Origin of the sequence: Halobellus sp. EA9 (assembly GCF_051195055.1) — an archaeon.
GTDB lineage: Archaea > Halobacteriota > Halobacteria > Halobacteriales > Haloferacaceae > Haloquadratum > Haloquadratum rubicundus.
In genome coordinates this window covers 252136-267051 of record NZ_JBNTJW010000001.1, presented here as the reverse complement: position 1 = coordinate 267051, position 14916 = coordinate 252136, and the positions used below count along the sequence as shown (strand labels likewise).

15 protein-coding genes and 1 pseudogene are annotated in these 14916 nt (G+C 68.7%); 10 read left to right on the top strand and 6 right to left on the bottom strand.

All coding sequences use genetic code 11. From position 1 onward, the window contains the following. Positions 1 to 72: 72 nt before the first annotated feature. Complete coding sequence (locus tag ACQUQ0_RS01330; RefSeq protein WP_435182675.1) at positions 73 to 843, bottom strand: VOC family protein; 771 nt, start codon at positions 841 to 843, stop codon at positions 73 to 75. A 121-nt stretch (positions 844 to 964) separates the two neighbouring features. Between ACQUQ0_RS01330 and ACQUQ0_RS01325 the strand changes: the two are divergent. Continuing rightward, positions 965 to 1476 (top strand): annotated as a pseudogene (locus tag ACQUQ0_RS01325) (DUF21 domain-containing protein). Positions 1477 to 1489: 13 nt separating this feature from the next. Here ACQUQ0_RS01325 and ACQUQ0_RS01320 read toward each other — a convergent pair. Both ACQUQ0_RS01320 and ACQUQ0_RS01315 read right to left on the bottom strand, forming a co-directional pair. Next, positions 1490 to 1945, bottom strand: coding sequence for a TIGR04206 family protein (locus ACQUQ0_RS01320; RefSeq protein WP_435182673.1), 456 nt, complete (start codon positions 1943 to 1945; stop codon positions 1490 to 1492). Between the two features lie 6 nt (positions 1946 to 1951). Next, entirely contained in the window at positions 1952 to 3064 is a 1113-nt protein-coding gene (locus ACQUQ0_RS01315) for an OBG GTPase family GTP-binding protein (RefSeq protein ID WP_435182672.1), read from the bottom strand. A gap of 109 nt (positions 3065 to 3173) precedes the next feature. Here ACQUQ0_RS01315 and ACQUQ0_RS01310 point away from each other — a divergent pair, with 109 nt between their 5' ends. The 7 genes from ACQUQ0_RS01310 to ACQUQ0_RS01280 all read left to right on the top strand — a co-directional run bounded on the left by ACQUQ0_RS01310 (position 3174) and on the right by ACQUQ0_RS01280 (position 10746). Next, positions 3174 to 3539, top strand: a complete 366-nt coding sequence (locus ACQUQ0_RS01310; RefSeq protein WP_372388452.1) for a DUF7541 family protein — start codon at positions 3174 to 3176, stop codon at positions 3537 to 3539. 107 nt (positions 3540 to 3646) lie between these two features. Continuing rightward, entirely contained in the window at positions 3647 to 4153 is a 507-nt protein-coding gene (locus ACQUQ0_RS01305) for a DUF6684 family protein (RefSeq protein ID WP_435182671.1), read from the top strand. Between the two features lie 185 nt (positions 4154 to 4338). Beyond that, the gene (locus tag ACQUQ0_RS01300; RefSeq protein ID WP_435183032.1) at positions 4339 to 6078 is read left to right on the top strand and encodes a cbb3-type cytochrome c oxidase subunit I; all 1740 of its coding nucleotides are present in this window, start codon (positions 4339 to 4341) and stop codon (positions 6076 to 6078) included. A gap of 355 nt (positions 6079 to 6433) precedes the next feature. Continuing rightward, a complete protein-coding gene (locus ACQUQ0_RS01295) occupies positions 6434 to 6730 on the top strand; it encodes a DUF7520 family protein (protein ID WP_435183031.1) in 297 nt (98 codons plus the stop codon). 198 nt (positions 6731 to 6928) lie between these two features. Continuing rightward, entirely contained in the window at positions 6929 to 8200 is a 1272-nt protein-coding gene (locus ACQUQ0_RS01290; protein ID WP_435182670.1) for a Single-stranded DNA binding protein, read from the top strand. Beyond that, positions 8197 to 9921: a hypothetical protein gene (locus ACQUQ0_RS01285; RefSeq protein ID WP_435182669.1), complete on the top strand. Its 1725-nt coding sequence runs from the start codon at positions 8197 to 8199 to the stop codon at positions 9919 to 9921. Before ACQUQ0_RS01290 ends, ACQUQ0_RS01285 begins: the two co-directional genes overlap by 4 nt. 9 nt (positions 9922 to 9930) lie before the next feature. Continuing rightward, entirely contained in the window at positions 9931 to 10746 is an 816-nt protein-coding gene (locus ACQUQ0_RS01280; RefSeq protein ID WP_435182668.1) for a metallophosphoesterase, read from the top strand. A 35-nt stretch (positions 10747 to 10781) separates the two neighbouring features. On the opposite strand, the gene ACQUQ0_RS01275 is transcribed toward ACQUQ0_RS01280, so the two are convergent. Continuing rightward, positions 10782 to 11042: a hypothetical protein gene (locus ACQUQ0_RS01275; protein ID WP_435182667.1), complete on the bottom strand. Its 261-nt coding sequence runs from the start codon at positions 11040 to 11042 to the stop codon at positions 10782 to 10784. Positions 11043 to 11147: 105 nt separating this feature from the next. Between ACQUQ0_RS01275 and ACQUQ0_RS01270 the strand changes: the two genes are divergently transcribed. After that, complete coding sequence (locus tag ACQUQ0_RS01270; RefSeq protein WP_435182666.1) at positions 11148 to 11273, top strand: hypothetical protein; 126 nt, start codon at positions 11148 to 11150, stop codon at positions 11271 to 11273. An 81-nt stretch (positions 11274 to 11354) separates the two neighbouring features. Then, positions 11355 to 14207 carry a DEAD/DEAH box helicase gene (locus tag ACQUQ0_RS01265; RefSeq protein WP_435182664.1) on the top strand — a complete coding sequence of 951 codons (2853 nt, stop codon included), beginning with the start codon at positions 11355 to 11357 and terminating at the stop codon, positions 14205 to 14207. 110 nt (positions 14208 to 14317) lie between these two features. Here ACQUQ0_RS01265 and ACQUQ0_RS01260 read toward each other — a convergent pair whose 3' ends face one another. After that, on the bottom strand, positions 14318 to 14599 hold the full coding sequence (locus ACQUQ0_RS01260) for a type II toxin-antitoxin system RelE family toxin (protein WP_435182663.1): 282 nt from the start codon (positions 14597 to 14599) through the stop codon (positions 14318 to 14320). Next, positions 14589 to 14882, bottom strand: coding sequence for a ribbon-helix-helix domain-containing protein (locus tag ACQUQ0_RS01255; RefSeq protein ID WP_435182662.1), 294 nt, complete (start codon positions 14880 to 14882; stop codon positions 14589 to 14591). The genes ACQUQ0_RS01260 and ACQUQ0_RS01255 overlap by 11 nt, the downstream gene beginning before the upstream one ends. Between the last annotated feature and the right edge of the window lie 34 nt (positions 14883 to 14916).

Genomic DNA, 14916 nt, shown 5'->3' with positions numbered 1-14916 from the left:
AATAAATCCCTTGCCGTTCCGTGCGCTCGCGGCGCGACACCGGACCGGTCGCGTCGCGGGCGCTCTATCCGCTTACGACTCGGGGTTCAGGATCTCGATCTCGTGGCCGTCCTGGTCTCTGGTGAACGCGTAGCGGTCCTCACACGAGGCTGGGTCGCGGTAGTCGTCGGCCTCGCGCTCCATCAGGGTCTCCCAGTAGTCGTGGAGGTCGTTGGCCCGGACACAGAGGTGGCCCCAGGCGTCGCCCATCGTGTACGAGCGGCCGTCGTAGTTGTAGGTGAGTTCGACGGTCATCGCGGCGTCGGAGTCGCCGCGCGGCTTCATAAAGTAGTTCGCGAAGGTGTCGGACTCCCAGCGGCCGTCGGGGACGTACTCGAACTTCCGCGCCCAGAAGCCGAGCGCCTCGTCGGCGTCCTCGACGCGGATCATCGTGTGATCGAGGCTCCAGGTGGGCAGGTCGGCGTCGCGCTGGACGATCTCGACCTCGTGGCCGTCGGGGTCCTTCACGAAGGCGTAGCGGCCGCCGCAGGACTCGGGGTCGCGGTAGTCCTCGACGCCCTCGTCCAGCAGCTGCTCGTAGTGTTCTTCGAGTTCGCCCTCGGGGACGCGGACGGCGATGTGGCCCCAGGCGTCGCCCATCTCGTAGGTGCGGTCGTCGTGGTTGTAGGTGAGTTCGAGCATCGCCCCCTCGTCGTGCATCTCCTCGGGGCCCAGATAGACGTTCGTGAAGGTGTCCGCCTCCCAGCGGCCCTTCTCCTCGTAGTCCAGGTGCGTCGTGTACCAATCGAGCGACTCTTCGAGATCTTCGACCCGCATCATCACGTGATCGAGTACGCCGGACATACCCGAGTCATCGCACGCGGTGGTGAAAAAGGGTGCTGAACGCGCTCGCCGTGCGCCATCTCCGTACCGATCGGACCCCCGCGACCTCCACTTTGATACGGGTGCGCACAGACCGCCGAGTATGGATTCCCTCGTGGTGGTGCTCCCGTCGCTGGTCGCGGTCGTGGTCCTCCTGGCGCTCAGCGCCTTCTTCTCCAGCAGCGAGTCCGCGATCTTCTCGCTCCCGGACGACTGGATTCGGACGGCGGCGGCCGACGGCCGCACGCTCCAGCGGCTCCGTTCGGACCCGCACCGACTCCTGGTGACGATCCTCGTCGGCAACAACGTCGTCAACATCGCGATCACGAGCATCGTCACGCTGCTCGTGGCGCGCTTCGTCCCGCCCGGCGCCACCGTCGTCGTGGCGACCGTGGCCGCGAGCGTGCTCGTCTTGGTCCTCGGCGAGTCGTCCCCAAGTCCTACGGCTTCGGGCACGCTCGGTCGTGGTCGCTCCGGGTGGCGCGCCCGCTCTCGGCGGTCGAGCGACTGCTCGCGCCGCTGGTGTTCCTGTTCGACGCCGGGACGCGGCGACTGACCGCGCTCGTGGGTGGCGACGTCCACATCGAGGAGCCGTACCTCGACGACGACGGATAGCGGCGCTCTGTCGCTACCGGCCGACGGACTGGCGGAGCATGGGCCAGTAGCCCCACCACGCGACGGCGAGGAACGCGACCGACGCGACCGGCCACGCGATCCGTCCAGGTTGGATCGAAAAGCCCCACGCGAGGCGGAACTGCGCGACCGCGGCGACGACGAGCAGCCCCGCCGTCACCCGCGGATCCTCGCGGCCCGTTCGCCAGCCGACGGCAGCACTCGCGAGCGCGGCGGCGTAGAACAGCGTCGACAGCGGCCACGCGAGGATGTACGCCGGCAGCCCGCGCGTGTACACGAAGAGGAAGTCGAACAGCGTCGTCACCGACGGCGGGTTCGTGTTCACGAGCCCCCACGCGAAGAGGAAGGTGGCGTCGCCGACGGCGAAGACCTGGACGGACCAGGGGATCGCCAACAGAGCCCCGAGAACGGACATCCGGGCGAGCGCCGACGGAGCGGACGGACGCGACACGGTTCGCTACTTCCGGGCGACGACGCGCATCACGTCCTCGTCCTGCAGTTCGTGGTCGCGGCCGACCTGCTGTTCGTCGTGCTTGGCGCTCGGCCCCGTCACGCGGGCGAAGCGGAAGCGCTCGTCGAGCGTGCCGCCGAGCTTCCGGAGCGCGTCGTCGACGGTGTTTTCGCCCTCCTGGAGGACGAGCGGCTCCTCGTAGTCGACGCCGCGGCCCGGCTTGTCCATGTACACACGGATGAGGCCGAGCGCCTCCCACATCTCCTCTTTGAGCGCGTCGAGGCCCTTCTCGGCCTCGGCGCTGATGAACGTCGCCGCCTCGGGGTCGACGCCGACCTCCCGGAGGTTCTCCTCGACGGTGGGGAGGTACTCGCGGTCGATGAGGTCGGCCTTGTTGACGGCGACGATCGAGGGGAGGTACACGCGGTTGTCCATGATACCGTCGATGAGTTCGTCGATCGTGACGTCGCCGCGGACGGTCACGTCGGCGTTGACGTAGCCGTGCTCGCGCAGGACGCTCTTTATTGTGTCCTCGTCCAGGGAGACGTCGTCGGAGGTCGTCACGTGCAGTCCGCCCTTGCCGCGCTTGGAGATCGTGACGTTCGGCGGCGACGTGTCGAGTCTGATCTTGTTGCCGTACAGCTCCCGCCGGAGCCGCTCGTAGCGCTCGATCTCGAACACCGACAGCAGGAACACCACGAGGTCGGCCGTCCGGACGACAGAGAGGACTTCCTTGCCGCCCCCGCGCCCGCCCGCGGCGCCCTTGATCAGCCCCGGGACGTCGAGGATCTGGATGTTCGCGCCGTTGTACTTCAGCATCCCGGGGTTGACGTCGAGGGTGGTGAACTCGTACTCGCCGACCTCGCTGTCGGCGTTCGTGAGCGCGTTGATCAGCGTCGACTTGCCGACGCTGGGGAACCCGACGAGGGCGACGGTCGCGTCGCCGGTCTTCTCGACCGCGTAGCCGTGGCCGCCGCCGGCGGAGGACTGGTTTTCGAGTTTCTCCTTCTTCTCCGCGAGTTTCGCCTTCAGCCGCCCGATGTGCTCTTCGGTGGCCTTGTTGTAGGGCGTGTTCGCGATCTCCTCGCGGAGATCCTCGATCTCCTCTTCCAGTCCCATCGGTTCTCCCTCGTCTATCTGCGTCGAAAAAGGTGTTCTTTCCGGCCCGTCTCCGGGCCGGGTCGGCAGAATCGAAGCGTTTTGTATCGTTCGGTTCCTACCTCCGGCAATGAGCACCGACCCGGGTCTGTCGGAGCAGTATCGGATGGCGAGCCCCTGGCCGCTCTTCATCGCGCTCGGGATCCCCATTGCGGAGCTCGGAATCCTCTTCGGGCTGTTTCCGCTCGCGGTGGGCGGACTCCTGCTCTTCGGCGGGAGCGTCGCCGGGATGAGCACAGAAACGGGGTACGCGCGGTCCCCGTGGCGCGCGCTGGTCGGCGTCGCCGTCCCGCTGGCGGCGCTCGGCGTCGCCTTCGTCTTCACGCCGATCGATCTACCCAGCCGGGGGACCGCCATCGTCGCCGCGGCGGTCATCCTCGTCGCGGCGGGCGGCGCGGGCGCGCTGTTCAGCCAGGGACAGGAGCCGACCTACTGACTGGGACAGGAGCCAACCTACTGACGGCGGGATTCTCACCAGACCGGCCCTGACGCCGTCGGCGCCGAACCAACAACCTATTTGATTCTCCACCGAAACGGTCGCCTATGGCGAACAAGATCTTCGATCGGGACACGTTGCTCGACCTCACCGTCAACGTGGTTCCCCTGTTCATCATCGCGTTCTTCGTCGTCGCGTTCGCGGTGATCTCACCGTTCGGCATCGACCCGATGGCGTCGGCCATCCAGTTCGGGCTGCTCGCTATCCCGTTCGTCCTGCTGGCGATCCTGACGTACTTCGCCGGCCGCGCGGTCGCGGGGAGCGAAAAGTCCGGCGACGTCTATCTCCCGGGCCAGGCCGGCGTCCGCGGCGCCGAACCGCTCGAAGGCCACGGCCACGGCGAGTCTGACTCCGAGGTCGAAGCCGAGACGGTAGCCGGTGCGGTCGAAGGCGAGACCGACGCCGACGCCGACGCCGACGCGGGCGACGATGGCGAGGCGACCGAGACTGACGCCGCAGGCGTCGAGGACACTGAGGCGGACGAGGGCGACGACGGTGCGGACGCCGACGCCGCAGACACCGACGACGGCGACGATTCCTCGAAAGCGAACTGAGCCGCTTCCGCCGTCGTTCGGTACGCGTTCTTCTCTCGGCGGATTCCCGTTCGATTCCCCCGCTGTGCGTCCTGTCGGTCGTTTTATCGGATCTGAGACGGCTGCGCCGTCCCGAACCTTTCATTACCTTTCGTTCCTCAGTCTCTTCTATGCAGGTCAACGGACAGCTCGCACTGACGGTCCTTATGGGGCTCTTCCTCGTGGCCGTCGCCGCGTGGCTCGCGCGGATCGAAAACTGGCGCTCGTACAGCCCGATCGCGGGCGGCGGCGCCTTCGGGCAAGGGGAAGGATACGTTTCCGAGGAGAAACCGTCCGGTGTCATCCGCTGGCTCACGACAGTGGACCACAAGGACATCGGCATCCTGTACGGCACGTACGGGCTCATCGCGTTCGTGGTCGGCGGCCTGATGGTCGTCGTGATGCGGATCGAACTGATCGATCCCGGGATGACGCTCATCTCCAACCAGTTCTACAACTCGCTCTTGACGAGTCACGGCATCACGATGCTGTTCCTGTTCGGGACGCCGATCATCGCCGCCTTCTCGAACTATCTGGTGCCGCTCCTGATCGGCGCGGACGACATGGCGTTCCCGCGGATCAACGCGATCGCGTTCTGGCTCCTGCCGCCGGCGGCGCTTCTCATCTGGGCCGGCTTCTTCCCGATTCCGGAGGTCATCCCGGCGCAGACGGCCTGGACGATGTACACCCCGCTGTCCACGGGCGTCGGCGCCGGCACTCAGGCCAACGCCGGTGTCGACCTGATGCTCCTGGGGCTTCACCTGTCGGGCGTCTCCGCGACGATGGGCGCGATCAACTTCATCGCGACTATCTTCACCGAACGCGGTGACGACGTCTCGTGGGCGAACCTGGACATCTTCTCGTGGACGATCCTCACCCAGTCGGGGCTGATCCTGTTCGCCTTCCCGCTTCTGGGTAGCGCGCTCGTGATGCTGCTGTTCGACCGCAACTTCGGGACGACGTTCTTCGCCGGGGGCGACGGGGCGATCCTCTGGCAGCACCTGTTTTGGTTCTTCGGCCACCCCGAGGTCTACATCCTCGTGCTCCCGCCGATGGGGATCGTCAGCTACGTCCTCCCGCGCTTTGCGGGACGGCGGCTCTTCGGATTCAAGTTCGTCGTCTACTCGACGCTCGCGATCGGCGTCCTCTCCTTCGGCGTGTGGGCGCACCACATGTTCGCGACCGGGATCGACCCGCGGCTCCGGGCGTCCTTTATGGCGGTCTCGCTCGCCATCGCGATACCGAGCGCGGTGAAGACCTTCAACTGGATCACGACGATGTGGAACGGTCGCGTGCGGCTGACGACGCCGATGCTGTTTTGTATCGGCTTCGTCTCGAACTTCATCATCGGCGGCGTCACCGGCGTCTTCCTGGCGTCGATCCCCGTCGACCTGATCCTGCACGACACCTACTACGTCGTCGGGCACTTCCACTACATCGTGATGGGCGCGATCGCCTTCGCCGGATTCGCGGGCCTGTACTACTGGTTCCCGCTCTACACCGGCCGGATGTACCAGAAGACGCTCGGCAAGGCGCACTTCTGGCTGTCGATGGTCGGGACGAACATCACGTTCTTCGCGATGATCCTGCTCGGCTACGGCGGGATGCCGCGGCGGTACGCGACGTACCTCCCGCAGTTCGCGACGCTCCATCAGGCCGCGACGCTCGGCGCGCTCATCCTGCTCGTCGGCCAGATCATCTTCGTGTGGAACTTCGTCCAGTCGTGGCTCGAAGGCCCGCAGATCGAGGACGGCGACCCGTGGAACCTCCGGGACGCGGGCCTCTACACCGCCGAGTGGGACTGGTACGACCAGAAGCTTCAGACGGCCATCGCCGACGGCGGCGAGGAGGAACAAGCGCTGCCCGACGGCGGCGAGGCGGTCGACGCGTCCGCTGAGGACGACTGAGTCGCGGTCGGATCCGATTTTTCGTTTCCTCTTCTTTCAGTTCCGCCGATTCTGTCACGGTCTGCGATCGATCGTCGAGAGCGGTCAGACCGCGAGGATGATTCCCGTCGCGAACATCAACACCACGACGGCCGCCAGGATGAGTCCGAGGAGGTCTCTGTCGTTCATACGCCGAATTCGACCCATTGGGGCAAAGGTGCGTCGGTCCCAAGCAAGTGACCCGTCCCGAATCCGTGGTGGTCCGTCCGTTCGCCGCGCCGTGTGGCGTGCCGTCCGCGCGGCCGATAATCACTATTATCGGCCTGCGCGACGCACTGCCGGTGTGACCGAACGGGACCCCGACGCGGAGAGGGACGTGCGAGTCGACGACGACGCGACGGCGGGAGCGGCCCGCACGGACGCCCGCGAGGGATCGCGGTTCGTCATCCAACTGTACGTCGCGCTCGTCGCGGTCGCGGCGACCGCCGGGTTGCTCACGGGGGCGTTCGTCGACGGGCTCTCAGCGCCGCGGTTCCTCTTTCTGGTTCCGCTGCCGCCGACGCCGCTCGGTTTCGCCGTCTACGGCGGGCTCACCATCGCGCTCGTCCTCGGGATCCCGCTCGCGCTGGTGCGCTACGTCTCGCAGAACATCGACGACGTCGAGGGACAATAGCATCGCAGCCGCTCACGGAGGGCTGACAGCCGACGACGCTCGGCTACTCGCGTCGGTGTCGTCGGACACCCGCGGGCCGACGCGAGCGGGGCTTACCTCACGGGGACGCTGGCCGCGGCTTCGGGGATAAACGCTCGTCCTCGGAATCCCGCTCGCGCTGGCCACGTTTTTATTCCGGGCGGGCGTAGCGTCCCGACGATGGACGTAGACGAACACGCCGAGGAGCTCGCCTCCGCCCTCGGTGTCGACAAAGCGGAGGTCAAAGACGACCTGGAGAACCTCGTGGCGTACAGCGTGCCGATCGACGAGGCCAAACAGAGCGTCCGCCGCAAGTACGGCGGGGGCGACGGGGGCGACGCAACCCCCTCGACGAAGGACGTCGCGGACGTCACGCCCGAGGACGGCAACGTCACCGTGACCGTCCGGGTGCTCTCTGTCGGCCGTCGGTCGATCCGCTATCAGGGCGAAGAACAGGTCATCCGCGAGGGCGAGTTCGCGGACGCGACCGGGAAGATCTCCTACACCGCCTGGGAGGACTTCGGCTTCGAGCCCGGAGATTCGATCACCGTCGGCAACGCCGGCGTCCGCGAGTGGGAGGGCGAGCCCGAACTTAACGTCGGGCAGTCCTCGACGGTCGCCATCGAGACCGAACCCGTGGAGGTCCCCTACGAGATCGGCGGCGACACCGACCTCGTGGACCTCCGATCGGGCCACCGTGGCCGAAACGTCGAAATCCGGGTGCTGGAGGCCGAAGAGCGCGTCATCGACGGCCGCGACGGCGAGACCACGATCCGCTCGGGCGTCGTCGCCGACGAGACCGGGCGGCTCCCGTTCACGGACTGGGAGGCCAGATCGGAGCTCCGCGAGGGCCACGACTTCCGGCTCGAAGAGGTGTACGTCCGGGAGTTCCGCGGCGTGCCGCAGGTGAACCTCTCGGAGTACACGACCGTGACGCCGCTGGCCCGCGAGATCGAGATCGACGACGAGGCCCCGCGGATGGGCATCGCCGAGGCCGTCGGCTCCGGCGGCCTCTTCGACGTCGAACTCGTCGGGAACGTGCTCGAAGTCCGCGACGGCTCGGGGCTCATCGAGCGCTGTCCCGAGTGCGGTCGGGTCCTCCAGAACGGCCAGTGCCGCACTCACGGCGAGGTCGACGGCGAGGACGATATGCGCGTGAAGGCGATCGTCGACGACGGAACCGGCACCGTGACGGCCATCTTGGACCGCGAACTCACAGAGGAACTGTACGGCGGCACTCTCGAAGACGCGATGGAGGCCGCCCGCGACGCGATGAGCAAGGAGGTCGTCGCCGACGAGATCCGCGAGCGCGTCGTCGGCCACGAGTACCGCGTCCGCGGCAATCTCTCGGTCGACGACTACGGCGCGAACGTCGAGGCCAGCGAGTTCGAGCGCGCGGGCGACGACCCGGCCGCGCGTGCGAGGACGCTGCTCTCGGAGGTGCGGCCGTGAGCGACGCGCCCCAGGGCCGTGAGGTGGCCCGCCGGGTCTTCGCCGCGGAGTTCGACGACGCGACGCTGTCTTATTCGGAAAGCGACGAGGAGCGCGCGCCGAACTACGTCGTCACCCCCACCGGTGCGCGGATCAACCGCCTGTTCGCCGTCGGCGCGCTGACCGAGGTCGAGTCGGTCAACGACGACATCGTCCGCGGGCGGATCGCGGACCCGACGGGCGTGTTCGTCAGCTACGCCGGCCAGTACCAGCCCGACGCGATGGGCTTTCTCGAACGCGCGGAGCCGCCGTGCTTCGTCTCGCTGACCGGCAAGGCTCGCACCTACCAGCCGGAGGACTCCGATCGGATCTTCACGTCGGTCCGCCCGGAGAGCCTCAACGAGGTCGACGCCGACACCCGCGACCGCTGGGTCGTCGCCGCCGCCGAGGCGACGCTCGAACGCGTCGCGACGACCGCCGCGGCGCTCGGTCTCGACGTCCGCGGTGACGACCTCCGAGCCGCGCTCGAATCCCGCGGCGTCGACGCGGCGCTCGCTCAGGGCGTCGCGCTCGCGATCGACCACTACGAGACGACTGAGCACTATCTCGAAGCGGTCCGCACGATGGCGATTCAGGGGCTCGAACTCGTCGCCGGCGAGCGCGAGGCCGTCGACGGGCTCGCGGTCGATCCCGACGAGGCCGGCCCCGACGAACTCGGCCCGCTCCCCGACGTCGCCGCGCCCGCCGACGCGACAGCGACCGCCGGTACGGGAACGGAAGGAACCGAAGCCGCCGACGAGGCCACCGAAGCGACCGGATCGACTGCATCGACGGAATCGGAGCCGTCCTCCCAGTCCGCGGCGGACGAATCCGAGCCGCCGGCGGCGGACGAATCCGAGGCACAGCCCGCGGCCGAGACCGCCGCCGCCGACGTGTCCGATCAGTCTGCACCCGCTGAAGTCGACTCCGAGGGCTCCGCGTCCGCGGACGCCGAACCGACGGCGACGGAGGACCCGTCGGCGAGCGGCTCGGTCGACGGACCAGGCGATTTCGACGGAGGAGACGAAGGCGACGAACCGGACGCGCCTGCGGAATCGGCCGCCGACGAGACGACCGAGTCCGACGAACTGGGCGACTTCGGCGTCGACGCCGGCGGGACGGACCCCGACGACGTCGAAACCGGAATCGACGAGGGGGAGATGTACGAACTCGACCCCGAGGAGCGCGCCGAGATCGAGGCCGAGTACGGCACCGAGTTCGCGACGGGCAACGAAGTCAGCGAACCGGGCGAGGCCGACATCGACGTCCCGGACGTCAACGAACTGGAGGCCGAGGCCGGAGAATCGGACGAGGACGACGCGACCCCGTCCGACCCGGCGGCCCCCGAGCCGACTGCGGAGTCACCGCCGGCCGAGGAGACCGCCGAGGCGGACGCCGAATCGGCCGACGTCGCCGGCGAGGGCGCCGGCGAGGGGACAGCAGCCGAGGACGAATCCGAGCCGGCGGTCGACGACTCAGCCGACGACTCGGCCGCGGACGCGGCGGGCGTCGACCTCGAAGACGCCGCGGTCGCCGTGATGGAGGACCTCGACGACGGCGACGGCGCCGACCGGGAGGCCGTGATCGCGGCCGTCGTCGAGGAGTACGGCGCCGAGCCCGACGACGTCGAGGACGCGATCCAGGAGGCGCTGATGAGCGGCCAGTGCTACGAGCCCAACGAGGGCACGCTGAAGGCGATCTGAGGGGGAGCGATGGACGGCGGCGATTCCCCGACGGTGAGCGGTTCGGGCTCCCTCGTCGAGCCGGTCCCCGGCGAGCCCGCGGCGCGCGCGCGCCTCAACGGCGAGACGGCGCTCGTCGTTTCCGACTACCACGCCGGGATCGAGGTCGGCCTCCGCTACGAGCGCGGCGTCGAACTCGACAGCGACGCCGACCTCCGGCGCATCCGACTCCTCGGCCTGCTCGATCGCGTCGACCCGGACCGCGTGGTCGTCCTCGGCGACCTCGGCCACCGGATCGGCTCGGCCGACGGCGCCGAGGCCGAGGAGCTCGACGACCTGTTCGACGCCCTCGGCGACCGGCCGGTCACGCTCGTCCGCGGGAACCACGACGCGGGGCTCGAATCCGAACTCGCCGACATCGGCGGCGAGCGCGTCACCGTCACAGGCCCGGAGGGCGTCAGGCTGGGCCGCGTCGGCTTCGTCCACGGTCACACCTGGCCGTCGCGGGAGGTCGTCGAGAGCGACGTCGTCTGCGTCGGCCACGAACACCCGGCCGTCAGACTCGAAGACGAGGTCGGCGGCGGCCGCAAGGAGCGCGCGTGGCTCCGCGGGCCGCTCCGACCCGAGCCCTTCGCCGAGCACCTCGGCGTCGCCGTCGACGACCTCGACTGGCGCGGTCCCGAACTGATCGTCTTCCCGGCGTTCAACGACCGCTCGGGCGGCACCTGGGTCAACGTCGAGGGCCAGGGGTTCCTCTCGCCGTTCCTCCCCCGCGCACTCGTCGCCGACGACGCCGACGTGTATCTCCTCGACGGCACGCGGCTGGGGCCGTATCGGACGGTCTGATCGAGCGGCGAACGCCGGACTCGTAGTGACTACTCTCAGGCGGCGCCGACGAGCAGCCCGAGCGCGTAGACGACCGCGCCCGCGACGGCCGCGATCGCGACGAGGTTCCACTCCTCGGGACCGGCCGCGCGCTCGGGTCGGCGCAGGGCGTAGCCGGCGCTCGCGACGACGAGGACGCCACCGACGGCGACGCCGATCGCGCCCGGGCCGCCGGACCGGATCGAATCTGCGACCGAGACCACAGAGAGAATGCCGTAGGCCAGGAGGGCCGCCCAGAACGCCGTTCGGGGGTTCACGTCCGGGCTTCGGTCCTCCGGCGCGAAATACTTCCCGGCGAGGTCGCGGCCGCGGCGCACACCCGAGGGCGCCCCCCTTTTCGGTTTCGAGCGGGAATCGGCGGTATGCGAACCTCGACTAAGGTGATCGCGGCGGGCGTGTTACTGTTCGCGGTTCCGCTTCCGGGGACCTTCATCGGCGGCGGGCTCGTCGCGGCCGCGGGCGGCGGCATTCGGCTCTTCCTCGAGTAGGGTGCCGCGGTCCGGCCGCGTTCGGCCGCGCTCGGCGATCGGAACGTGGTGCTTAATCCGCTCGCGCCGGTAGTGGGACCGATGTCGGACGGCACGTCCGCCCGCGGGATGGACGCGTTCACGGCCCTCGGCGAGCCCCTCCGGACGGCCCTGTCCGAGCGCGGCTTCGCGACGCCGACCGAGCCGCAGCGCCGCGCGATTCCCCCGCTCGCGGCCGGACGCAACGCCCTCGTGATCGCGCCCACCGGAACGGGCAAGACGGAGACGGCGATGCTCCCCGTCTTCGATTCGATCGTCCGCGCGGACGGCGAGGCGCGCGAGGGCATCTCCGCGCTGTACGTCACGCCGCTTCGCGCGCTGAACCGCGATATGCGCCAGCGGCTGGAGTGGTGGGGCCAGGAGCTGGACGTCGAGATCGACGTCCGCCACGGCGACACCACCCAGTACCAGCGGCAGAAGCAGGCCGACGACCCGCCGGACGTCCTCGTGACCACCCCGGAGACGCTCCAGGCGATGCTCACGGGCAAGAAGCTCCGGCGCGCGCTCTCGGACGTCAGCCACGTCGTCGTCGACGAGGTCCACGAGCTCGCCTCCGCGAAGCGCGGCGCACAGTTGACCGTCGCCTTGGAGCGGCTCCGCGCGCTCGCGGGCTCGTTCCAGCGCATCGGGCTCTCGGCGACCGTCGGCTCGCCCGAGGAAGTGGGAAAGTTTCTCACCGGCGACCGGGACTTCGAGATCGTCGAGGTCGACGTCGGCAGCGAGGTCTCCTTCACCGTCACGCACCCCGAGGTGACTGCCGCGGACGAGACACTGGCCGGCGAGCTCGCGACCGACGCCGAGATCGCGAGCCACGTCCGAGCTATCCGAGATCTCGTCCACGAGCACGAGTCAACCTTGGTCTTCGTCAACACGCGTCAGACCGCGGAGGCGCTCGGCTCCCGGTTCAAGGCGCTCGGCGAGCCGATCGAGGTCCACCACGGCTCGCTCGCGAAGGACGTCCGGATCGACGTCGAGGACCGCTTCAAGTCGGGCGAACTGGACGCGCTCGTCTGCACGTCCTCGATGGAGCTCGGGATCGACGTCGGCCGCGTCGACCACGTCGTCCAGTACGGGAGCCCCCGCGAGGTCGCCCGCCTGCTCCAGCGCGTCGGCCGCGCGGGCCACCGCCGCGACGAGGTCTCCCGCGGCACGATCGTCACCGCCGAGCCCGACGACACGCTCGAAGCGCTGGCGATCGCCCGCCGCGCCGAGGTCGGGGAAGTCGAGCCCGCGCGCATCCACCACGCCAGCCTCGACACCGTCGCCAATCAGATCGTCGGGGTCGTGATGGACGAGGGCGAGGTGTCGGCGCGGCGCGCCTACGAACTGGTGACTGCGGCCTACCCCTTCTCGGACCTGGCCGAGGAGACCTTCCGCGAGGTCGTCCGCGAGCTTTCGAAGAACCGCCTGCTGTGGCTCGACGAGGAGGCCGACCGCTTGGAGAAGTCCGGCGGCACCTGGCAGTACTTTTACGCGAATCTCTCGATGATCCCCGACGAGGAGACCTACGAGGTCTACGACATCTCCTCGCGCGGGCAGATCGGCACCCTCGACGAGCGCTTCGTCGTCAACTTCGCCGAGCCCGGCGCGGCGTTCATCCAGCGCGGCGAGATGTGGCGCATCAACGACATCGACGACGAGGAGGCCCGGGTGAACGTCACGCCGATCGAGGACCCCAGCGGCGAGGTCCCCTCCTGGACCGGCTCGGAGATCCCGGTCCCCGCCCACGTCGCCAACGAGGTCGGCGAGATCCGCGCCGTCGCCGCCGAGCAGTTCGCCCGCGGCGCCTCCCGCGAGGCCGTCGCCCGCGACCTCCGGGCCAGGTACCCGACCGACTCCGACACGCTGGCGACGGCGCTGGAGCCGATCGAGCGCCAGGTCGAGGCCGACCTCCCGGTCCCGACCGCCGAACGGATCGTCGCGGAGGGGCAGGGCCGCACGGTCGTCGTGAACAGCTGTTACGGCCACCGCGTCAACGAGACGCTCGGTCGCCTGCTCGCGGCGCTCGTCGGCCAGCGCACCGGCTCCTCCGTCGGAATGGAGGTCAGCCCCTACCGGATCGAACTCGAAGTCCCCACTCGGGCTTCGGTCCGGGACATCGTCGAGGTCTTGGAGACCACCGAACCGGGACACGTCGAGGCCGTCCTCGAACTGGCGCTGAAGAACTCCGACGCGCTGAAGTTCACGCTCGCGCAGGTCGCCGCGAAGTTCGGCGCGCTCAAGCGCTACCAGGGCCGCGAGCGCTTCGGCGCCGACCGCCTGCTCGCCGCCCTTGAGGACACGCCCGTCTACGACGAGGCCGTGCGGGAAGTGTTCCACGTCGACCTCGCGGTCGAGGAGACGGCCGATCTCCTGGCCGGGATGCAAGGGGACTCGGTCGCCCTCGAAACCGCCAGAGAGCGCACGCCGATCGGGACCGGCGGCCGCTCCAGCGGGCGCGAACTCCTCGTCCCCGAGAACGCCGACGCGAGCGTGATCCAGGCGGTGAAAGAGCGGATCCAGAACGACCGCGTTCGGCTCTTCTGTCTCCACTGCACAGACTGGGAGCGCGAGACGAAGGTGCGTCGCGTCCGCGACCAGCCGGAGTGTCCCGAGTGCGGCGCGACCCGGATCGCCTGTCTCAACCCCTGGGACGAGGAGACGCCGAAGGCCGTCCGCGCGGACGACGCCGACCGCGACGACGAGGCGGAGCGGCTGGTCGAGCGCGCCTACCGCTCGGCGAGTCTGGTCCAGAGCCACGGCAAGCAGGCCGTGATCGCGCTGGCGGCGCGCGGCGTCGGCCCGCAGACGGCGGCGCGGATCATCAGTAAGCTCCGCGAGGACGAAGCCGACTTCTACCGCGACATCCTCGAACAGGAGCGGCAGTACGCCCGGACGCAGTCGTTCTGGGACTGATAGTGATTACTCTCACTGTTTACCGCCGAACGCGACGCCCGGTGACGGCGCTCGGCGGTAAGGGACGAGAGTAATCACTATGAGTCGGTCTCTCGTCGAAGCCGCGTCCGTCAGTCGTCAGCGGTGTAGGCCCCGCTCCGATGCTCGATGCGATGCACTTCGAGCATCGTTCTGTCCCGGTCGAGCGTACACGCCAATCGGTACTGACCGATCCGGAGTTTGGAGAAGGGCCCGCCGGTCAGCGGTTCCAGAAACTCGTCGGGATCGCGCCACTTCGAGTCGACGATCTCGTCCAGTTTCGAGACGATCCGGTCCTGGATGTGTGGGTCGAGGGCGGCGAACTGATCGGCGGCCTGCCGGCTGAACTCCCACGACCAGTCCTCACTCCCCATCGCCCTCGTGGTCCACCAGCTCTAGGATCTCCGCTCGGGAGAACGACTCGGACTCTCCGGTCCGCCGCTCGTGTTCGACCGTCGCGATCTGCTTCCACCCTTCCCGGGAGAAGCCCGGATGCTTCACCGCGTCGCGCGCGACGTACCGGAGGAATTCGCTCCGGGAGTTGAATCCCTCTTCCTTCCAGGTTTCGTCGATGTCTTCGAGGAAAGATCTGCTGAGACGGAGATTGATCTGCACCATCTCGGGGTCGTCGCTGTTGGTGGTATCGGTCCCGGACATATACAAATGCTTTACAGACGTCTATACTAATTCC